The sequence below is a fragment of the Bacillus sp. 05T21 genome (assembly GCF_056396785.1).
In genome coordinates this window covers 1-22,180 of record NZ_JBFTMD010000034.1, presented here as the reverse complement: position 1 = coordinate 22,180, position 22,180 = coordinate 1, and the positions used below count along the sequence as shown (strand labels likewise).

Here is a 22,180-nt window from a genome sequence, read left to right as displayed (position 1 = left end):
TTTTTCATACTAATTCTTCGGTATTAAGTGATTTATAGTTAGCAAATATATTCTTATTGCTTTTATTTCGGAAGAACAATTCTTTTATATAATTGAACTGTAATAAAGTAATAGATTGAATAGATGACGAGGAAAATCAAGATTGGTAACCAAATACGGAAATATGGATCAATTAAGATGAAACCAAAAATCTTCATACCCAATAACACATGAAACATACCTATTATCCCTGGGAATAAAAATACTAAAAATATCTCTTTATAAATGGATTTTGCTAATAATTCATGACGTACTCCAATTTTACTAAGCATTTCATAGCGTACAATATCTTTTGATGAACCGGAAAGAATCTTAAACATTAAGCAACTTGCCATCATCGCAAGGAAAGCAATACCTAAGAAGAACCCCATAAATACTGTTCCGCTGGCACCGGCGTGAATATTAGTATATATCTTATATTTACTAAAGATATCTTCATCCGTGATATCCTTATATTTTACTAGCTGTAGCTCGTCAATCTTTTTCCATGTATCTAAATACTTTATAAAGTCATCCGTTTTTCCAATTACAACGGTTTTTTCTTGTTCTGGGATTTTATCATACATTTTTTGATCTACTATTTTTTTTATTTTTCCCATGTTATTTAAGTAGGTTGGTTGAAGAGAGACCAAAGCTCTCCCCCATTCATTGGGAATGATAACTGCATTCTCCCCATCTTTTTTTGAAGTTGCTCCTACAGGAAGATTTTCAGATACTCTTTTTACTTTCCCTTTATCCTTTGTTTGCACAAGAGGACGTTTTTTCTCTAAATCTTCTTTCAAATAGTAAATAAATTTATCGTCTACTTTATAGTGATATTCATTCTTTTCTTTAAATGAAATACCATCTAAAATACTCGTTTCATCTGCTGTTGGATTATGAATGACTGTATCGTATATTTCTAAGTTATTTGTTGATTTTATTACGTTATTTTTGAAGGCCATTCCACCTGAAATTGCTCCTGCACCAAGTGCCACTAGCATAGCTACAGTTGCGAGTACTTTTGATAAACTATTAATACGAAAGTTTAATTGTGCAAAGGTAAAAGCATTAAGACCTTTCTCACTATACCTTTTATTACTTTTCAATTTTTTTATAATAAGAGGAAGGAAAGAAGTAAATAACATATAGGTTCCTGCCGTAGTTGTGAGCATTGCAATCAAAGGCCCCTGCTCTTTTAATTTGTTCATATAAATCATGGAAGCATAGCCACTTCCTAATAAAATAATAGCTAGAAATGAAACGATTCTAGTCCACTTACCTTTAATCATTGTACGTTCCGCTGAAGCGTCAGCATGTACAAGTTGCAGAACGGAGATACGTGATAATTTCACACTATTCATAATGGCAGATAACATAAATAATACCAAGAAGAACATACAAGTAACTAACATCGATGGTACATAAAAAGCTTGATAGCCACTCGCGGTAAAATCTAGTTGCTTCATAAGAAGTTTACCAATTCCTTGTGAAAGCCCTATTCCTAATGTAATTCCAACTACTAAAGATACTGCTCCAATAATAATTGTTTCTACAAACATAAGAAATGTAATCTTTTGTTTTTTTGCGCCTAACATCATGTACATCCCAAATTCTTTTTGGCGGAGGGACATTAAGAAAGAATTGGCATATAGAACATAGAAGAATGTAATGATCCCAAGTAGATATGATCCCACTTGAAAAATCATACCAGTTGAGCGAATGGGACCATTATTATTAACAAATGCTTCATTTAATGCTAATGTTTGAAACATATAAAAAATTGAAATTGACATAACAAGGCCAACTAGTAAGACAATATAATCGTTCAGCTTACTTTTTAGTCCTGACATAGAAAGTTTAAAAATCATGATGGTTGTCCTTTCTCTTATCCTTTTTGTGTACCTAAATCTGCAAGTACATCTAAAATGTCTTTATAGAATGCTTCACGTGTACCATCGCGGTGAATTTCTTTAAACAACTCACCATCTTGAATGAATAAAATACGTTTACAATAACTCGCACTATATGGATCATGCGTAACCATCATAATAGAAACATCTTGTTCTTCATTTAGGTTTTTCATTGCTTTTAAAAGACTGGTAGCATTTTTCGAATCTAATGCTCCTGTTGGCTCGTCCCCTAAAATAATTGCAGGTTCATGTACAAGTGCACGTGCTGCCGCAGAACGTTGTTTTTGTCCACCAGATACTTCAGAAGGATATTTTGAAAGAATTTCTGAAATCCCTAACATTTCTGCCACTCTTTTGACTTTCGGGCCAATTTGTTTTGACGGAACACATTGCAGCGAAAGCGGCAATGCAATATTTTCGTAGACTGATAAATTTTCAAGTAAATTAAAATCCTGAAAAATAAACCCTAATTTTTGAGAACGGAAGTCAGAAAGTTCTCCTTGTTTCATTTTTGTGATATCGATACCATCAATTTCAACAATTCCATCAGTTGCCGCATCTAATGTTGAAATTACATTTAATAATGTTGTTTTTCCTGAACCTGAAGGTCCCATGATCCCAACAAACTCTCCCTCTTGAATCGAGAACGACACATCTCTTAAAGCATGTGACTGATTCCCCCCTTTTTTACCGTATATTTTTTGAATGCTTTTTACATTTACAACTGAATTGTTCATAATATTCTCCTTAGCTCGGTATAATTATTAGTTATTTTTTAGTTTCTCTTTTATTTTTTTAGGAACTTCATTCTCTTGTACAGCCTCAAATTGATAAACATATCTCCCTTTTATATGGACCTTTAAATAAGAATTTATATATTCATCTTTACCAGCAGCTCCTACTTTAATGGTGCTTTCATTACCGGATTCATCTACTCCATTTAACATGTAGAAATATCTCTTACCATCGTGTACAGGATCAGGTTTTGCCGCTTCTTTTGGAAGAGCATACACATCTTTTTCTTTTACTAACGGATTAAATCGATCTATTGTGTCTCCTCCCGCATAAGTTAATAATCCGCCACCCACAACAACTAATCCTGTTATTGCAATCCATGTTTTTTTCATCTTTCTTTTCCACCTTTCTTTTTCCGTGCGATTATATGTAAACTTATTCATTCCTTCAGATTTCAATAAGAACGGACATCTCTCTAACACATGTTTAAATATAAATAGAATTTCTTAATAAAATGTGAGAAAGCTTCTTAATTTTTTCTTAAGAAAAATATTTACATTGTAAAAAAGAACCCTTATTAACAAGAGTTCTTTTTTACAATATAGGAATATATTCAATTTGTATCCAGGAATGAATGTCGCATGTTATACCCTCTATAACGCAGACTGATTAGGGGATACTCTGATTTATTTTCAATATGTTTTTATAATAGTGCATACTTTTAAAAGCAATATATTTTATGAAACATGTATTATTATTGGCTAAGTAGTTTAGAGTTTCTTGTCTCAAATTCGAAAAGTTTAGACTTTCATGTCTCAGTAACGGGACATGAAAGTCTAAACAAAATTTAAGATAATGGCTATTTATCAATGTTGTTTCATGAGATTTTAGTTTAGAGATTCATGTCTTTCTACAAAGGACAAGAAACTCTAAACCTAAATTTTATAGATTTACAGAACTAACCCCATTTAATCTTATGTAAGATGCTCCCATTCTTCCCTAATGACTTATACCATCATTCTTGTTAATGCACTCATGTGAATATAATGATTCAAATGGATTACGGGAATTACATTATCTTAAAGGAAAACTTTTCCCAACAATTCATATATGATTCAAAAGGTCTATGTATTTTTGAAGTCCTTCAAAATGTTATCTCGAACCTTTCGACACATTGATTTTTATAGAAATATAACTACTTCAAAAGGCGTACCTTTTGATAGTGTTATAGTTAAATCGAGTAGAGACTCCCAGTTATGTTTAAATTCAATTCGAAAAGCAAAAAGAACTTGTAGAAAACACTACAAGTTCTTTTTTAGATAATGTAAAAAGGTTGAAACAAACTATCTCATTATTTGTAACGGAGAAACGATATTGATCACGGGTTTATTCTATTATATAACAAATGCCGACAATTGGAGGTACGGTTCACTTAAGCGATTGAGTATTCATCTATACTCTATAGTTTAAGTTACATCCACTATACTAATTTAATATTATATTCCTGAAGCCAACTATTAACTTGAAGTAGATAATCTATTATACCTCGTGCATCATTACCAGAAATTACTTTGTCTTTTCCTTGTGCAATAGCACGAACTCTTTCTACATTAATTAGCGGCAAAATAGGTGATTGAGAATCGTTCAACACATTTAGCATCAAATTACTAATCCCTTGTAAATAAGAAGCATCCTTTGTACTTGGATATGCACTTTTTTTGCGATAGCATACATCCTCTGGAAGTACAGTTTGAAAAGCTCGACGTAAAATGCCTTTTTCAATATTGTCTATACTTTTCATTTCGAATGGGACATTCCATAAGTATTCTACAAGCCGATAGTCACAAAATGGAACTCGCACTTCAAAACCATTCATCATACTTGTACGGTCCTTACGTTCTAGCATAAATGGCAAGAAACGTGTAATAAACATATAGGACATTCGACGTTGCTTCATTTGCAGATCATTTTCACCTTCTAAATAGGGAATCTCACTAACTGCCTCTTGGAATTTTTGTTTTTGATATTTTTCAGGGTTAATCTTCGCTTTAAAATCTTCTGATAAAATGTCCGTACTATACCATAAATTAACACTCCAAGGGAACACTTCTGCATCTAAAAACTGTTCTTGATGGAACCATGGGTAACCTGAGAAAATTTCATCCGCTGATTCCCCTGAGAGCGCGACTGTTGCGTCTTTTTTCATTTCCTTAAATAACAAATAAAGAGACGTTTCTAGTTCTCCAACTCCAGGTAAATCACGTGCTCGCATTGGAGTTAATAAATGCTCTATTAACTTGTCTGATCCCAGCTCTACAGAGTGATGTTTTGTTCCAACATATTCAGCCACTCGTTTCACCCAAGGTTCATCACGATCAAAACGAAGGAAATCTTGTTCAAAATCTTTTTCATCATTCGTAAAGGTAAGAGAATATGTATGAAGGCGTTTCCCTTTATTCTCAAATTCATTTCCTGCTAAACCTGTTAGACCACTTGAATCTAGCCCTCCGGAAAGCATAGATACCACTGGTTTATCAGCAATTAACTGTCGTTTAACCGTATCTTGTAAAATGGAGCGGATTGTTTCGACTGTCGTATCAATATCATCTATATGTCTTTTACTTTCAAGTTTCCAATACTGTTTTGAATTCGAATCGTTGGACGTAAACGTCATATAATGACCAGCACGCACTTCATGTATGTCTTTGAAAATAGCATGGCCAGGAGTACGTGTTGGTCCAAGACAAAATATTTCAGAAAGTCCTTCTTTATCTACTTCTGCTTCTACAAGTGGATGCGAAAGTAAAACTTTTAGTTCTGAACCAAAGAGAATTGCACTTCCACGTTGCGCGAAGAATAAAGGCTTCACACCTAGGTGATCACGACCAAGCATCAATTTCCCAAATCTTTCATCCCAAATACCAAAAGCAAAAATTCCATTCAAGTGTTGAACACAATCTTCTTGCCATTCTAAGTAAGCATGTAGTAATACTTCTGTATCTGACTTGGTCTGAAATTTATGACCTTTCTCCTCAAGTTCTTTACGTAATTCTTGATAGTTATAGATTTCTCCATTGAATGTAAGGCCAATCGTATCATTTCCATCTTTATACAGCATAGGTTGAAGGCCACCTTCAGGATCAATGACGATGAGACGTCGATGACCTAATGCCGCTCGTTTTGAAAACCAAAATCCTTCTGCATCAGGTCCTCGGTGAATAATAGCATCTGTCATGTTTTTTAACGTTTCTTGTTGATCTGAAAGGTCTTTAGACCAGTCTATCCATCCTGCAATTCCACACATAGTGTCTACCTTCTCTCAAATAGTATAGAAATCGACTAAAACCAAACTTTGGTCGAGTTTACACAAAAAAAAATCCGACTAAATATATATTTTAGTCATGTTTATATAATAAAATGAATTTAAAAAAAAATCAAATTATTCATCGGAAAATGAATTTACTGACTCCTTTTGCTTGAATTCTGAACATTCGTTCAAAAAAATACTATTCCAAGCTTTCATTTTTATCTTCAGCATATAAAATTCTATTTCTTCATGGGGCACTCTGACTATACTTAAGTGAATAGCATAGGAATAGTGTATGATATTCTATAACAAGCAAATAGAGGATTTTTTATTAGAGTTACAAGTAGAATGATAGCGAATTTAATTAAAGAAAACTTTGCTAAATATTTCAAGGATAGGGTGTAGACAATGATAAAATTAGAAAAAGAAAATAAAAAAATAAAAATTATTCAATCAGCCACAATACTGTTCTCTACGCGTGGTGTCCGTAGCACGACGGTTGACGAAATTGCGAAAAAAGCCAAAATTGGTAAAGGTACTATTTATTATTATTATACAGATAAAACTGAAATATTGCGTGACTGCTATATGCGTTATATTCAGCTTAAACGCTCACAATTATTTAATTTATATAAAGAAGAAAAAGATGTTTTAATTCGAATACAAAGGGTCCTTCATCATATTAGTACAGAATATCATCAAGATCCTTTTGTTTCTAAACTCTTTCAAGAATATAAAGAATACCGTTCGCCTGAAATTACAGCTTGTTTTAAAGAATCTGAAGAAGAGGCAATTAAAATGATAAGTCATTTACTTGAAAAAGGTTATCAGCAAGGAGTTCTGCATAACCTACCGTTACCGCTAACAGCTTTTATGTTAGTACGAATGATTTTTGACTATGAACAGGATTATATAAAAAGTGAGAAAAGCGATAAAGAATTTTTACAATTACTAAAGCATATGCTTCTTAAAAACTAGTTTTACCAGCATAAAAAAACAACAAAATTTACTTTATAGGGGCAGCACCACATCGCTATCAAGCTAACAAAATAAAATCCCCCCTAAAATGAAAAAATACGCTATTCTTTCTGTAGAATCATAGGAAAGGATGGCGTTTTTGTATGTCTATTTCTGTATCTGATGAATTACAACTATTTGCTCAAGAAATTCAAAACTTCTTATCTCCAAATTTCTTACGAGATCTTGCTAGAAATGTTGGTTTTGTGCAAAGAACCAGTAAGTACCAAGCAAAAGATTTAGTCGCCTTATGTGTATGGATCAGTCAAAAAGTCGCTAAAACCTCTTTAACTCATTTATGTAGCTGTTTAGAAGCATCAACAGAAGTGCTCATCAGTCCCGAAGGACTGAATCAACGATTTAATGCCACAGCCGTGCAATTCCTACAACAAGTGTTAGCCGAACTTCTCAACCAAAAGTTATCTTCAACTAAGATGCTCACTTCTCCATACGCTTCTATTTTCAAACGTATTCGCATCCTAGATTCAACTGCCTTTCAACTTCCCGATGTATTTTCATCTGTTTATCCAGGTGCAGGAGGATGCAGCCATACAGCTGGGGTGAAGATTCAGCTTGAGTATGATTTATTAAGTGGACAGTTCCTACATATTCATACAGGCCCAGGTAAACAACATGATCGAACCTATGGTTCTCTATGTGCCCCAACTGTGGCAGCGAATGATTTATGTATCCGTGATTTAGGTTATTTTCACTTGAAAGATCTTCAACATATACAAGATAAAAAGGCTTACTATATCTCTCGTATTAAATCAAATACACGTATTTATCAAAAAAATCCCACTCCTGATTATTTTCAAGATGGAAGAATCAAGAAAGGTACAGAGTATATACAGATAGATATGGAGATCTTAATGAACTCTCTTCAGCCAGGACAAACATGTGAAATATCCAACGCTTATGTAGGAATGACTGATAAAGTACCAACCCGTGTGATTATTCATCGACTAACCAAAGAACAACAACAACAACAACGATTACAAGATCAAACTGTAAGAGAAAAAAAGAAAGGAATGAAGTATTCTACTCGTAGTAAACGACTCAGTGGCATCAATGTATATATGACAAACACACCTACAGACATTGTCCCAATGGGACAAGTACATGATTGGTATTCTTTACGCTGGCAAATCGAAATTTTATTTAAAACGTGGAAGTCATTCTTTCAAATTCATCAGTGTAAAAAGATAAAACCAGAAAGATGGGAGTGCCATTTGTATGGACAATTGATTGCCATTCTACTCTGTTCTTCTATCATGTTTCAAATGCGTCAATTACTTCTTATGAAAAAGAAACGAGAACTGAGTGAGTATAAGGCCATATATATGATTAGAGATTATTTTCTTCTTCTTTTCCAAGCTATACAGAAAGACACCCAAGAACTATCAAAGGTTCTATATCGCCTATTCAATCTTCTACAGCAAAACGGGCGAAAATCTCATCGATATGAGAAGAAAACAGTCTTTGATATATTAGGTGTCGTATACAATTGTACCATGTCTGATAATCAAGCGGCTTAATTCAAAAAAGGAAACCCGTTAGGGTTTATTTCGTATGCAAATCTATAAAGCACCTACATATAGACTTTCGAAAAAAAGAAACAATCTCGCTTATCATTGACGTTACATGAGCTTAGCTTGATAGCGATGTGGTGCTACCCCAACAATGAATAATACAAAATAAAAAAAGTGGATTCATAATCAAAAAAGCATCTAATGTATATTAGATGCTTTAGTTCTATAAAAATATATGAATAAAAGTGTTCTTATTTTTTAAAAATTAACTAGAATTGTATTGTGTTACTATAACCATTATGTTGTCATAGTTCATTGTTACCTATGTTTCTAACTAACACTTTTGCACTAGAACCCCCTTTTTAGAGTCATACTATCAGTATGTTCAAGTTTAGGAGATTACTTGCAAGAGCTGCACCAGAACCAAATCATTTAACACCAACAGCATCAAATGCTTTGGTTACAGAGGTAACCTCAGCTGATTGTGTTCCATATAAATCTGCGGCTGACTGTACAAGAGCTTGTCTTGTCTGAGAGAATGTTGCCGATTCTGTGAGATATTGAGTATTTGCGCGATAAAAGATTTTACCCATTTTATCTTTACCAATACCGTTCACAGTTACTCCATAATGAGTACCACCCTCTGCAACAAGATACGCTGCTTTATTGATAATCCCACTATTTGTGTGTACTAATTTGCTTTGATTCGTTCCTGTATAACGTTTAGAATAATGGTCTGGATCACCGTATTGTGTTGGATCACTCATAGAACGAAGGGCTTGTCCCGATTGGAAGAATAAATCTTCTCCAATTAGATAATCGGGATTTGAGTTATTATAATATTCGATTAATGTCCCGAAAATATCTGACATTGATTCATTAAGTGCGCCAGATTCATTTTGATAAATTAAGTTGGATGATGATTCTGTTACTGCATGTGTTAGTTCATGACCAACAGCATCAATTGCGGCTGTAAATGAACGGGTTGATCCAACTCCATCTCCATAAACCATTTGTTTTAGGTCTGGATCCCAAAATGCGTTTTCATACTGTTTTCCAAAATGAACAGATGAAACAATTTTGGCCCCATTTCCGTCATAGGAATCTCTTCCCTGAACGTTTTTATAATAATCATATACAATTCCGGCATAAGTATGAGCATCCACAGCTGCCTGTGCATTTTTGCTTGTAAAACTGTTAGTGCTGTTACTTAAAAGGACACCTGGGAGAAACGAAGTGTCATCATCACTTCCTTGATTTTGTGCATCATACGTATAAATTCCCTTTCCACGGGTCTGATCTACTAAATAATAAGTATTATTAGATTGTAAGAGATTCAAATTTTTTGTATTTCCAAATGAATCTTTTCCTGTTCCCGTTGTTGTTGTCCCAATAATATTTTTTGGGGTGCTTGCTGTATGTAAAACTTCAATATGATCTAAGATTTTTCCAGTCTCTGCTTCTACAAAATAATCATGGTTACCTGGTTGTGGAGATAAAAATCCTAAATGAACATGATATGCATAGGATACTGTGTCATTTTTTGCATATACTACAAGTTCAGATGTCGGTTTTACATCATAGTTTGGTTTAAAACTTAGTTCCTTTTCAGCAATAGACACTGCCTCATCGGCAGAGACTTTTTGATTTGGTTGTTGTAATTTTTTATCTAAATCAGGAATCACGGTTCCAGAAAAAACGGTTAATACTCCCTTATTATCAACATGTGCAACTTGTGTAGATCCCCATACTGGAACACCGCTATATGTTTGTTGTAATCGAACAACTTTTGCACCCAACTTGTCATCTTCTTGTTTCTTTACAGTGAATGATTCTTTAGCACTTTTTGTACCTAGTTTATATTTGTCCTTATTTTCATCAACATATCGAAATACTACATCCTCAGTTTTTGTTGAAGATGGTGTAGTCAGCTGCCCAGAAATAAATTCTGGGGACTTAATGACCTCATTATACTTCTCTGTAGACAGCACATTACTTGATGTAGCGGCATAGCTATGTGTCGGTAAACTAATTGATGTAGCAATAACACCAGCTGACAATAAAACTGCTAGACTTTGTTTCTTTGTTTTCATATTTTCTTCTCCTTTGTTTTTACACCCTGTTTTAAACAGAATATTTATATTTTTTGAAAATTATATTTTTATATATAGATTCTGTAAAGGTAGGAGATTGTAATAAATGGGAAATAATTCATATTATTTATATCTATTTACTTATAATTCTGGTTGTAGAAGACCTTAAAGTGTTGAGTTTTCTAGGTTTTCATAATGAATATGCAATTTCGCATATCGGATAAATTTTAATTGGGAATCGTTGTCCATCCTCTGAAAAAGGGGTGCGGCAACGATTACTTCTTTTTGGATCCACTTACAAAACTAAAACAAGAAGCTGTATATAAAAGGGGGCATCATACACGCCCATCAAGCTAAAATTTGCAAGAATACCCCCTTACTACTTCAAAAGTAAGGGGGTATTCTACCGATGTTGTATAGTATAAATATAGTTATTTTTTTTGTTTTATTTTAGAAACTCCAAATCCAATAGTAATGCCAATCATCATCCCCAGAGTAAGGTTATTAATAAGCAACCCGAAAGTTGTCCCCAAAACCAGTCCTATAGATATTCCAATTACCGTATTTGCATCACTTTGTATATTTTTATTCAAAAAGGTATACCTCCTTTCATTAGAATCATGAATTGTAATTTTTAAATAAATGCCATATTTATAGTGTCTTAAAGATAACCAACAACGTATTATTTTAATTATATAATACATTACTGTTGGTTGTTAATCTATATTATAAGCTTTTAATTTGCAGCGTTTTGAATGTATACTTTTTCTCGATTTTTGAGGATATCAGGAGATTTGGATTGAGATTAATGCTTTCAGGGTTTTTGAAAGTAAACTTTTGGGTAAAGGTTTACTTTGGAGTTTTGAATCATTTTATAACTAATTTTGTAATGAATTTCTCAATATAGATATACTTGTTAATTATGGTTATAATATTCAAAATTAACAAAAAATAAATTATAATAAAAATATGATGGTTATTCCCTTTGTTTACTCCTTGTGCTAAAGATATGATTGTGTTCCCGATCTTATCTTTTTTCTTTGTAGATTTTTGATACAAAAAAAAGAATCCTTATAACAAGGATTCTGCAACAGGAAATAACAAAATATAAACGATTGTAGCTCTGGTGCACAAGGTAATTGAGATAGAAGAGAATTTACATTATATATTTGTAAAACATATTTTGCGTATTGAGTATTCTGAATAAACTTTTCATACATAAATTAAAACTCCATAATAATAATCTTTTTTTATATCTCTTTACAGAAAAATATATAAATTTAGTTCTTATTATAATGGTAATCCTTTGGCTACTCTATTTTGATATTCTTTAAGGGGTAGTGTAATAGATTTATTTGGTGCATCTATTGGAGTTGCTTTAACATATATCTCAGAATAATGACCACCTTCACCGCTAAACTCAGATTGAATATCTACTACTGGTATTTGTATATTTTTATTATCTGGTTGTACATAAGATTCAAAGTTTAAATATGATGGTGTTGGTTTTGAACCATTCGTAAGTAAAGAATACACTTTTGAATTGTAAAAATTAGGACGTGATTCCTGCCACGTCCATCCATATCCATTTTGATCATAGTAGGATAGTTTCGGAACATGAACTTTTGATTTTGTTTTAAATGTTCCTGAGAAATTAGCGGCTTTCACTATACCAAAATATGTTGTGGTATAACCAGCCTTACAAATTACAGGCTGTGATTTAAATATAATTTGTTCTTCATGAGTAGATGTGTTAGAACTTGTATGAGTATAATTAAATTCAGATGAAAGTGTGATCTCTTGACCGCCTTCAGCAACAAAAGGAATTTTAACTGCTAACGTTGATTTTGAAGATACTCCTAATTTAGCCCCTTCTTGGTTTGAATAGGTAAAAGACTCTGTTGTTTTGATACTTTTTTCAGGAGAATACCATGTTTGGTCTACTAATCCATCATTTTTGTATGATAGTAGTTCTATTTGTTGTGTAGGTCCCCAACTATCAAAATGTGCTGTTATATCTAAGTTATTAACATCAGTATGATATTCGGGCTTAGATACATATTTAGTTGCAGTATTTGGATTAGCTGCAGTACCTTCTGGAGTCATTCTATCTTTTATATCTTGTATAAACTTATCTTCATTATAAACATTATCACTCTTTGTATTAACATTTAATATTGTACTTTTTGTAGCATCTGCAAAAGAAGTAGTAGGCATACTTACTACTCCTATACTTAACATACATGCGAATGGCATCATTACAGCCATTTTTTTATATGATTTCATCAATATTCCACCTCTCTTAATAGATTTAGCATTATGCTATTAATATATCTAATTGACAGAAAATACTCAACATTCCGTTTAATCAGTCACTATCGGATAAAATTAACTAGTTTTTTATGTTTTATTACATATATGCATCTAGAAATATGTTAATTTTTTTTGTTAATGTCATATTTAAGATAAAAAGATATATAGAAATTAAGAAATCTACTGTTAATTGTCATAAATTCTACAATGTTTTTAAATGTGTTTATCTTTCTGGCGTACCGCCAGCATTTCGGAAAAAAACCACGCTAAGAGCATGCAAGATTTTACACAGTTTTTCAGCTAATTAAATAACAAACAAGAACCCTAAAATCGCACCAGGATAGGAGTGTATAAAAAAATGCATAGATCAATAGAGCAAAAAAGGAGGTTCCCTTATGAGATTAGGGGTTCCTCTTTGTCCTTGCTATCGATAATAGGACTTTATTTTAACTTCTATGAATACAATATACATCCATCTCATAAGAAAAACCGCTAGGAAAACATCCTGACGGTCCTTTTGTGTATAAATCCCATGAGGAGTGATAGATATGATCCGGCACCCGTAACCATGTATAGATCGGTATGTTTTCGTTTTCCAAGCAGGTCAAACTTATATAATTCACTGTCTGTTTAGACTTGCGTAATGGCTAAATTCCTTATTGATTATTTTATCGTGAGCTGGCGCTACTTGTGGACCTACCGAGTTGATACACGTTACTAGAATATGCTTCCCGTCTAGAGATCCGACGGCTCTCGATTCATATCCGAAAGTACCTCCGGCATGCCCCCAGTAAGATTGCCCATCCGCTGTTTTAAATTCATAAATCCCTAGTCCGACTTTACCAAAAGGTCCATCTACTGTTGTGTGCATCTGGTCCATCATCTCTTGAGTCAGAAGCTTCCCGCCCAACAACGCACTGAAGAAGGTAGTCAAATCATTAACTGTTGAGACTATATCTCCCGCCGCATTTGCCCATGATTGATTCATTTCTGTTAAATCATACAAATGACCCGATCTATCCATATTATATCCTGTGGCATGCTTACCCGGAATTTCGTGACTATTTCCCATCACAAATGTCCCTTTCATTCCAAGCGGTATGATAAACCGTTTCCTGATCTGCTCCGCATACGTTTCTCCTGTTACCTTTTGAATAATTTGACCGGCTAGTACAGTATTCATATTGGAATAATTCCAGCCCTTCCCTGGTGCAAATACAGGTGGCTTTGAAAGTCCAAGGTCGATAAGCTCATCGATGGAATAGTAACGGTATGGATTTTGAGGCAAAGTAATATCTCGGAAATCCAAATCTGTATAGCTAGCAAGCCCACTTGTGTGATTCAATAACTGACGGATCGTAATTTTGTTGCCATCATACCCTTCACCTTTTATGACACCTGGTAGCCATTTTTCAACCGAATCATCCAGATTCAATTTTTTCTCGTCAGCCAACTGTAATACAACGGACGCTGTGAAAGTCTTTGAAATACTTCCAATACGGAATGAAAAATTGGACTCCACCGGGTGTGGTACTTCATAACTGGCTGTACCTGTAGCGTAAGACCAGCGTTTCCCGTTCTGTAACCCGCCAGCTATGACACTTGGGACTCCTTTGATGGTTACCACCTCATCAATGACGCGTTTGACTTCATCCCGATGATTGCTTTTCTTTTCCTTCTCTGTCTTCACTTGTACCGCGCCTTCAGTCTGTACCGGGTTTACAGACCCATAAGCAGAAAATACCAGTGTACTCGCCGATATAGCTGTTAATGCAAGTACAGCTCCTTTTTGAATCTTGAGTAATTTCATGACGTATCGCTCCTATTATTTTGGAATGTGGTGTTGCTTTACATCCTCACCTTATCCCCAAAACTGTTAAATCGGATAGTGATGAAACCGCCAAACTTTTGTTGACACTCGGAATTGGACTTGTCACATATACCATATGACAAACTGTCAAATATCTCATGTGACGTGCTTGTTACAGTAAATTCTAACTGTTTACCCTCTCTTCCGCTTGACGGATCAGAAGTTTATGGTGCATGATAGATTTGATTTATTCAGAATTAACTTTCAAAAATACAAGTAGGTGTGCATAATCCGTGTTCTCTATAATGAAAAAATGGTTCTGGTATGATTGGATATTTGTGGCCATACGAACGCTTTGGATGGTCATTATCATAAGCGCTAGTTTTATCAAACCGTCATTAATCGATGCGTCTTTTTGGGTCTTATTTTCTTTTGCTTTCGTCGTTTATCTCGTTCCATTAATCGCCTGGTGTAGAAATGCAGATTGGTATCTTGCAGTCGACGTCATGGCAGCGGGGGTATTTCATCTTTATTTAGCCTATATAGCACCGGAGTTACTTTGGTCTTTCGTTTTACTTGTGATAAATATCGGCTTGGCGAGCAATCGAAGAACCTATGTATGGACAGGTATCCTCTGTGGAATCATATTGCCGGCATTGAACGGTTGGATCGCTGGTCGTCTCCCGTATGAATTTATCGTTAGCAACGGTTTTGGATTCGCCATCGGCTTCACGTTTAATATATTAATTCAGTCCCATAAGCAAGCCCTAATTATTCATGAGCAAAAGCTATTGCTGGAGCAGCATATTGAGCGGATTGAGGAACTTACGCTGATGGAGGAGCGCAGCCGGCTGTCACATGAGCTGCATGACACGATTGGCCATACGCTTACCTCGCTCATCGTCGGCGTCGAATCGCTGCGATCGTCCGTACCGAATTCACAGATAGAGAGGATCGATTCGCTTGTCGGAATCGCCCAACACGGTCTGGTTGATATCCGAAAACATCTGCATCAGCTCTCTCATACTCCATTGAACCATTCGTTAAGTGAATCTCTACGGCAATTTACCGAAGATTTTATGAAGTCAACAGGTATAATGGTCAAATTCCGTGTGATCGGCAGCGAGACTCTCGTAATGCAAAAAATAAACTTTTGTCTATATCGTTGCCTTCAAGAGTCTCTGAACAACGCGGTTCGGCACGGTTCGGCGAGCTTGATATCCGTTCAGTTGTATTTCGAGAGTCAGCAGCTCAGGTTACAGATCGAAGATAACGGCATCGGAATGGAAGAAATCCAATTTGGATTTGAACTTAATGGGATGAAGGAACGACTTAAGCTATTTCACGGCACGGTGTCCGTGCATTCCGAGCCAGAACAAGGAACTTTCGTCATATGTAATATTCCGTTGCAGACAGAGCCTGCACATGATACAATCCGCCTGCTGCTCGTTAACGACCAGGTGATCATTACCGACAGTTTGAAGCAAATTTTGGATCAGCATACTGATTTTAACGTAGTTGGTACAGCCAGGGACGGTGGCGAAGCATTAGAACATTGTGAGCGGTCCCAACCGGATATCGTGCTAATGGATATTAGTATGCAGGGAATGAGCGGGATTGAAACTTTACTTGAGATGAAACAACGATGGCCTGATATGAAGGTTGTGTTCATGACAACGTTTGAGGATTCCTTGCAGGCAGCAACTGCATTGGAGCACGGGGCGGAGGGCTACATGCTGAAGTCGATTCATCCGCGAGAGATGAAGGAAGCCTTGAAACTAATTTATAACGGAGGAATCTGGATCGATCAATCGGTCGCTACGCGAATTTTCGAAGAGATGAAAAGTCAACGCGAGCAATTGGAGAAGATCGGCTCAAGTCAAGAAAAATTCCCGTACGGGCTTACGAAGCGTGAAATGGAGATTCTGGAGCATCTGTCAGGTGGACTGCGTTATAAGTCGATCGCCGCCAAATTATTTTTATCGGAGGGAACGATCCGTAATTATTGCTCGACTCTCTACTCGAAGCTCAGCGTCAACAACCGCGAAGAAGCAATAAAAAGAGCCCGAAAGGAAAATATTGTGTAGATGGTACTCAAGACAAAGGGTCCTTGGGAATAATAAATAGCCGAACTGGCAATTAAAAAATGACTTATCTATTGATAAGTCATTTTTATATCTCAATTACTAACAATATAATTTAACAAAGCCAAAAAAGAAAAAATCCGACTTCAAAACTTATTGGAAATAAAAGTAAGTCTATGACCTATTTTTACACGTATCTCGGCTGTACCCCATGCCCATCAACTTAACATTTTGGAGTATCCCCAAAATGAAAATTTATCCTTCCATAAGAATCCAGACATTTTTTATTTTGAGGAACAATGAAATTTTTGGTGTGCTATGATTGAGTATTTCTTGTAACATAACCATATCTTTTTGTATTAAAGAAGTTAATAAATTTTTACAAACGCAATAATTGGTAAAACATACAAAATGAACCTAAAGGCTTATTTTACATGTTTTTAATAATCTATCGATAGAATATAGAATCCTATAAATCCAATATATAGAAAACAGGATATTTAAAATGATGCAAAAATCAATAAAAGTATTAGCAACATCTGTTATTTTAACAACGGCATTGATTACGCCTATTATGACAAGTAATCTGAAAGTTAGTGCTGAAACAGTTACTACGAAAACGACAAAATCTCAAATTTCTGCTGAACAAGTTTTCAATGTTCCAGATTAAATTAACTCATTTAAGTTTAAAAAATATAAAATAGTTTCTTCTATCTGTTTATTTGTCTCAACTTTTAGACAGATAAGCAAGACATTTATTTCCGTCCGTTGTGTTCGTTTGTTTTGTTAGTCCTTATCCTTCCTCAACAAATAAGACCAGAAAATCCATGTACAAAAAAAGAGCGCTTTTCTTCAAAGCCCTCTCCATTAGGTATTTACCAATCCTTACGTTTATCACAATCACAGTCACGGTCACGTCTACAACGACGGTCATCACAATCTCTATGTCTGCGTCTGCAGAACATTAAATCATCCCAAAATCTATTACAATCTCTGCAATGTCTGAAATTACAATTACATCCCATAAATATGATTACCTCCTCTTAACTTTAAGATTCAATCCATTTCACCCCTTATCTTTCCTTAACAACAAACAAGACGCCACCCCGATTACGGCAACTTCTACGATAATTGCTATTGGTTTAATCGATTTATTTACCCTCACGTCATTTATTTCTTTGCTTCCATACCCCATTCTCTTTACGATAAGTATTCTTACCATTCATAAAGTCAGCTGTATTACCAGGAATGCTATATTTTTTATTGTTTTTCTTAGCCTTCTTCTTCAGCTTCTTCTCTTCTTGAACAGCTTGCAAATCCGCCTTCCATTGTTTCAACAAATCCTTTTCACGCCGCATCGAATTTGTACCCCTTGGATTAAAATGTGAACCAAATAATTAGATTCTTTCTATTTATATACTCATTTAAACCAAATGTCCATTTTGTTCAAATTCTCATTAAACATGTACCAATTTATGTTTTCCCTTCTCAATAGACTAATGATATATTAAAATCTTCTATATACCCAAGGAGGTTTATCATGCTCGACTTTCATAAAAAACTACCCATCTTAGGATTCTTTTTATTTTTATATGGCTTCATCAGCATCATCTTTTTATTACTATTCCTTAGTGTTTAGTAACAGCGCGTATAAATATATGTTTAATGTTTAATGTGTAATTTCTATATAACAAAGAAAAAAGCACCCGTTTTGGATGCTCCTAAATTTTCTCTATAACATAAACCATTGTTTTTTTCGATGGTGCACAATATGAATAGTTCTCATTTTTATGAATAAATATCTCATACTTACCCATCACTTGGAATCTTTCTATTTCAGATTCATTAAATTCTGATACGGTATCACACAAGATTGTTATTTCAGTGCCAGTATTGTATAACAAATCATGAATTTGTCTTTCAGTATATATTTCCCCTACTGACAACTCTTCTAATATTTCTATATATATCATTATTATTCCACCTCTCCCGACTTATTTATTCTATAAAAACCATAATTATCCTTTTTTTGCAGATAAAACAAAAGCCACCACCGAAGTGACACCTTTAAAGGGGATGGGAGAAAAGAGAGAAAACAAATGGCAAAGTTTCTCTTCATTCAAGATTGAGTTGAGGTACTCTCAACCTTCTCCAAGCCACCGCATTAACTAGTATGGCTACACGCCCTGTGTTCGGTGACCTGGAGAAGACTAAGAATCTTCTCGTTTATTCTCCGTAGAGTCGATCAATACTTCAGCTTATCGCCTTTGCAAACCGTTTTTGTTATATTTCGTCCCGTGACAGATGAAATATCAACGTGATTATGTAAAGGGAATCAGTCTTAATATGCAAGACGGTTATTACCTTTTTCCACCGCCTTACTACAACCAATATAGGGGACGTATCGCGAAAAGGGGATTAAACACGACTGGATGTATATTGGCTGTAGTAAAGAGGTGACTAGTCTCTTTACACCCTGACTTACCCAATAGTAAAAATCGTGAGTAATTACTATATGGCTAAGAACAAGTTACGTATACAACAGAATTCCATTGGCAATTTTTAAGTATCAGAACAATTTTCATTCAATCATGAAAACCATCCCCATTCTTAGAAATCGACATAGACAGGAATAATAGCTTTATATCTATTTTCATAACAGAAAGTGGTCCGTTATGAATGATAGATACAAATTAGAAACAGCATGACGAATGCGAGTTATCTCACACCCGCCACACTGGAATATGTCATTGTTATACAATTCATTGGTCTTTCCGTCTTAACGCGGGTTCGTACCGTCTTGCCCGCCCTATACTATGCGGTATACGTTACCGTGACATTATCGCATAAGAACGTTTCACTTATAGGTGTACTAATCCTCTTCGATATGCGGTTGTCAAAGGGCTTGTACATATAATTTATAATTTTTGGCATTTTTATTTAGCCCCCCAAAAAGTTCGCATTTTGACCGCGTTTTGTTCGCTATTTTTAGATGATCCCAAGTGCTGTAGCAATCAATTTAACCGCACTTTGCTTCTTCTCATAGAAATATGTCTTCTTGAGCAGCAGATCATTATAAACATCTGAATCTTTCACTCTCTCGTTTGTTAGGAACTTACGCTCAACGATATTCCGTTCATCTTCATCTAGTAAGTTATTAAGCGCCGTCTCTACCTGCTGCACCTTCCATTTATTCGTATTCCTTGAATCACGCAACTCAGGGAACAAACTGATCCCTTCTTGTTCCAATTTATTACTGAATCGCATCTTGAGTGCTCTGTATTCTTTTAATACGCTCACTACTTCCTTCTGTACTTTTTTATCATCTATATCTGGTAATAAAGTTAATTGTCTCTCCACGAAGGAATCCCCCTATTTCGAATTTTAGTTATTACATTCACATCAGGTACGTGAAATTTTAATATCTCATTGTTGAATAAGGGAACCATGCATAGCGAGTAGCCCCCACCATCCACTCTGCATGGTTCCGTTATCCATTAGGCCTTTAATAATTTTCGTTTCTTGTTGGCTATCTTCTCTTTTGCTGCTTCAATGTTATTCGCTACCTTTTTATGGTCCTGATCAAATTGAATCATGCCATCTATTTCCGGTGTAAATCCTTGCTCATCGATGTATTGTAAATAATCAATCGGCGCTCGTTCTGTCTGTTTTACTAAGTACCCATAAATATCAAAGTCTACTCTCAGTATAGACTTCTTGCCCTTTGGTTGTCGCGACATCCTTACATAAGATTGGATGATTGATAGTGGTACTGCGAATACTGACTTATCCTTACTGAATTCAATAAGGAAGAAACAAATCGCTCCCATCTTCTCTGCTTTCTCCAAGTAATCCAATTGATGCTGCGCAATGTTCTTTAGATCAAATCGTGTAGCATTCTCTGTAGACTTCGCTTCAAACACTATAGCTCGTCCTTTATACACACCGTCATAGTCTACTGTACTCTTAGCTTCATAGAATCCATTTAGTACACGGCCACCTTTACTCTTTAACACCTTCACAGGAGTCGGACGCTTGTTTATAAGTGCCACTCCCCCTCTTTGATACATTTCATTCGCTAGATTGATAAGCATTTCAAATGCCATTCCGCGGTTTCCTAGTCCCATTGTTATTCCTCGCTTTCTATTTAAAGGATGATTTTGTTTAAATTTTGCTTAATTCTCACCAATAATTATCTAAAAGTTTAAAAATCGTTATATAATGAATTTAATTTGAAATTAGGAGTGGTTAAAATGCCAGATACAATAAGACTCGTTCTTTTCATCCTTATAGCAATTAGTGCTGTTTTCTCTTTAATAAAAGAGTTTAAAAAACCTGAGAAAAAAGCACTTTGGATTACAATAGAATTTTTGGTTCTTTTTTGGGCGATATGGGTAATAGCAAATATCATAATCTAATTTATAGATTATGAGTTCCTCCCTGAATAAAACTTAATATTTTGTCAATAATATAGATAGGCGATGGCCATAACTGGTTCTGGTGCAAAAATAAAATAAAAGAGAATAAAGCGCATATATTCCTAACGGAATCGTATCTTATGCTACCAGTCCAAACAATTGATGGATGAATTTTTTCTGGTTTTGGACAGACTGGTCCCGTAAATCAATCTGTTCTTTTTTAATCATATGCATAGCTTCTACTCCAGAAAGAATGGATGTAGCTGTGTCAAAACATTTGAACCCTAGCATAGAACGGATTCGCTTCTTTATAAAGCGATGATCTTGTTCTACTATGTTATTCAAGTATTTTTGTTGTCTAAGTTGCATACCATCAGGTATGCTTTTCTCTTTTTTCAACTGTTCAATTGCTATAGGATAAGCTGGATTCTTATCGACTGTCATAACACGAGGCTGCGAAACATGAAAAGACCGCAAAGCTTTCTTGAAAAAGTGCTTTGCAGTCTTCTGGTCTCTTGTTTTGCCTAGGCAAAAATCGATTGTGTTTCCTTTCGAATCAACAGCACGATACAGGTACATCCATTGACCTTTTACTTTGATATATGTTTCATCGACTCTCCAAGAGTCATTTGTTTGTTTGAGGTGACGTCGGATTCGTTTGTCCAATTCAGGACCATACTGGTGTACCCAACGCATAATCGTTGTATGAGAAATGGATAAACCCCGTTCTTCTAGCATTTCCACCAAATCACGAAAACTGAGGTTGTACCGTAGGTACCATCTTACCGTTAACAAAATAATATCAGGCTGATAATGCCTCCATTTGAATACATTTTCCCTTTCCATACCAATCACGCACCCTTTCTAAAGTAATAGTAACAGTATGTCCAAGATTTATAGATTCATTGCAATTGTCCTTAAGTTTTTGCACCAGAACCGA

Annotated in this window: 17 protein-coding genes and 1 pseudogene; 5 read left to right on the top strand and 13 right to left on the bottom strand. The window is 34.9% G+C overall.

Annotated elements, in window-relative coordinates; genetic code table 11:
* Nucleotides 1-62 precede the first annotated feature (62 nt).
* The 4 genes from AC1DKZ_RS29445 to asnB form a co-directional block, all read right to left on the bottom strand.
* Nucleotides 63-1,889: an FtsX-like permease family protein gene (locus AC1DKZ_RS29445; RefSeq protein WP_476997652.1), complete on the bottom strand. Its 1,827-nt coding sequence runs from the start codon at nucleotides 1,887-1,889 to the stop codon at nucleotides 63-65.
* Nucleotides 1,890-1,906: 17 nt separating this feature from the next.
* Nucleotides 1,907-2,668 carry an ABC transporter ATP-binding protein gene (locus AC1DKZ_RS29440; protein ID WP_476997651.1) on the bottom strand — a complete coding sequence of 254 codons (762 nt, stop codon included), beginning with the start codon at nucleotides 2,666-2,668 and terminating at the stop codon, nucleotides 1,907-1,909.
* A gap of 27 nt (nucleotides 2,669-2,695) precedes the next feature.
* On the bottom strand, nucleotides 2,696-3,058 hold the full coding sequence (locus AC1DKZ_RS29435) for a YxeA family protein (protein ID WP_476997650.1): 363 nt from the start codon (nucleotides 3,056-3,058) through the stop codon (nucleotides 2,696-2,698).
* A gap of 1,088 nt (nucleotides 3,059-4,146) precedes the next feature.
* Entirely contained in the window at nucleotides 4,147-5,970 is a 1,824-nt protein-coding gene (asnB, locus tag AC1DKZ_RS29430; RefSeq protein WP_476997649.1) for an asparagine synthase (glutamine-hydrolyzing), read from the bottom strand.
* Nucleotides 5,971-6,381: 411 nt separating this feature from the next.
* On the opposite strand from asnB, the gene AC1DKZ_RS29425 reads away from it, so the two are divergent.
* Together AC1DKZ_RS29425 and AC1DKZ_RS29420 are read left to right on the top strand one after the other, a co-directional pair.
* Nucleotides 6,382-6,951, top strand: a complete 570-nt coding sequence (locus tag AC1DKZ_RS29425; protein WP_476997648.1) for a TetR/AcrR family transcriptional regulator — start codon at nucleotides 6,382-6,384, stop codon at nucleotides 6,949-6,951.
* A 143-nt stretch (nucleotides 6,952-7,094) separates the two neighbouring features.
* Nucleotides 7,095-8,528 carry an IS4 family transposase gene (locus AC1DKZ_RS29420; protein WP_476997647.1) on the top strand — a complete coding sequence of 478 codons (1,434 nt, stop codon included), beginning with the start codon at nucleotides 7,095-7,097 and terminating at the stop codon, nucleotides 8,526-8,528.
* A gap of 422 nt (nucleotides 8,529-8,950) precedes the next feature.
* Here the strand turns inward: AC1DKZ_RS29420 and AC1DKZ_RS29415 are convergent, their stop codons facing one another.
* From AC1DKZ_RS29415 to AC1DKZ_RS29400, 4 genes and pseudogenes are all read right to left on the bottom strand, one after another.
* Nucleotides 8,951-10,615, bottom strand: a complete 1,665-nt coding sequence (locus AC1DKZ_RS29415) for a M4 family metallopeptidase (protein ID WP_476997646.1) — start codon at nucleotides 10,613-10,615, stop codon at nucleotides 8,951-8,953.
* A 431-nt stretch (nucleotides 10,616-11,046) separates the two neighbouring features.
* On the bottom strand, nucleotides 11,047-11,208 hold the full coding sequence (locus AC1DKZ_RS29410; protein WP_476997645.1) for a glycine zipper domain-containing protein: 162 nt from the start codon (nucleotides 11,206-11,208) through the stop codon (nucleotides 11,047-11,049).
* A 697-nt stretch (nucleotides 11,209-11,905) separates the two neighbouring features.
* A complete protein-coding gene (locus AC1DKZ_RS29405; RefSeq protein ID WP_113937251.1) occupies nucleotides 11,906-12,901 on the bottom strand; it encodes an ETX/MTX2 family pore-forming toxin in 996 nt (331 codons plus the stop codon).
* 646 nt (nucleotides 12,902-13,547) lie between these two features.
* A pseudogene (locus AC1DKZ_RS29400) lies at nucleotides 13,548-14,609 on the bottom strand (serine hydrolase domain-containing protein); the annotation flags it as partial.
* Nucleotides 14,610-15,031: 422 nt separating this feature from the next.
* Here AC1DKZ_RS29400 and AC1DKZ_RS29395 point away from each other — a divergent pair.
* On the top strand, nucleotides 15,032-16,825 hold the full coding sequence (locus AC1DKZ_RS29395; protein WP_476997644.1) for a response regulator: 1,794 nt from the start codon (nucleotides 15,032-15,034) through the stop codon (nucleotides 16,823-16,825).
* Between the two features lie 502 nt (nucleotides 16,826-17,327).
* The gene (locus AC1DKZ_RS29390) at nucleotides 17,328-17,492 is read left to right on the top strand and encodes a hypothetical protein (protein WP_404458265.1); all 165 of its coding nucleotides are present in this window, start codon (nucleotides 17,328-17,330) and stop codon (nucleotides 17,490-17,492) included.
* 496 nt (nucleotides 17,493-17,988) lie between these two features.
* On the opposite strand, the gene AC1DKZ_RS29385 is transcribed toward AC1DKZ_RS29390, so the two are convergent.
* The 4 genes from AC1DKZ_RS29385 to AC1DKZ_RS29370 all read right to left on the bottom strand — a co-directional run bounded on the left by AC1DKZ_RS29385 (nucleotide 17,989) and on the right by AC1DKZ_RS29370 (nucleotide 20,949).
* Nucleotides 17,989-18,180: a hypothetical protein gene (locus tag AC1DKZ_RS29385; protein ID WP_377867411.1), complete on the bottom strand. Its 192-nt coding sequence runs from the start codon at nucleotides 18,178-18,180 to the stop codon at nucleotides 17,989-17,991.
* 363 nt (nucleotides 18,181-18,543) lie between these two features.
* Nucleotides 18,544-18,795 (bottom strand): hypothetical protein, encoded by a 252-nt coding sequence (locus tag AC1DKZ_RS29380; protein ID WP_377867410.1) that lies wholly within the window; start codon nucleotides 18,793-18,795, stop codon nucleotides 18,544-18,546.
* A 1,015-nt stretch (nucleotides 18,796-19,810) separates the two neighbouring features.
* On the bottom strand, nucleotides 19,811-20,182 hold the full coding sequence (locus tag AC1DKZ_RS29375; RefSeq protein WP_431182954.1) for an ArpU family phage packaging/lysis transcriptional regulator: 372 nt from the start codon (nucleotides 20,180-20,182) through the stop codon (nucleotides 19,811-19,813).
* 137 nt (nucleotides 20,183-20,319) lie between these two features.
* Nucleotides 20,320-20,949, bottom strand: a complete 630-nt coding sequence (locus AC1DKZ_RS29370; protein ID WP_476997643.1) for a Holliday junction resolvase RecU — start codon at nucleotides 20,947-20,949, stop codon at nucleotides 20,320-20,322.
* 126 nt (nucleotides 20,950-21,075) lie between these two features.
* Here AC1DKZ_RS29370 and AC1DKZ_RS29365 point away from each other — a divergent pair, with 126 nt between their 5' ends.
* Nucleotides 21,076-21,240, top strand: a complete 165-nt coding sequence (locus AC1DKZ_RS29365; protein ID WP_001113468.1) for a hypothetical protein — start codon at nucleotides 21,076-21,078, stop codon at nucleotides 21,238-21,240.
* A 138-nt stretch (nucleotides 21,241-21,378) separates the two neighbouring features.
* Here AC1DKZ_RS29365 and AC1DKZ_RS29360 read toward each other — a convergent pair whose 3' ends face one another.
* The gene (locus AC1DKZ_RS29360) at nucleotides 21,379-22,086 is read right to left on the bottom strand and encodes an IS6 family transposase (protein WP_476997642.1); all 708 of its coding nucleotides are present in this window, start codon (nucleotides 22,084-22,086) and stop codon (nucleotides 21,379-21,381) included.
* Nucleotides 22,087-22,180 lie beyond the last annotated feature (94 nt).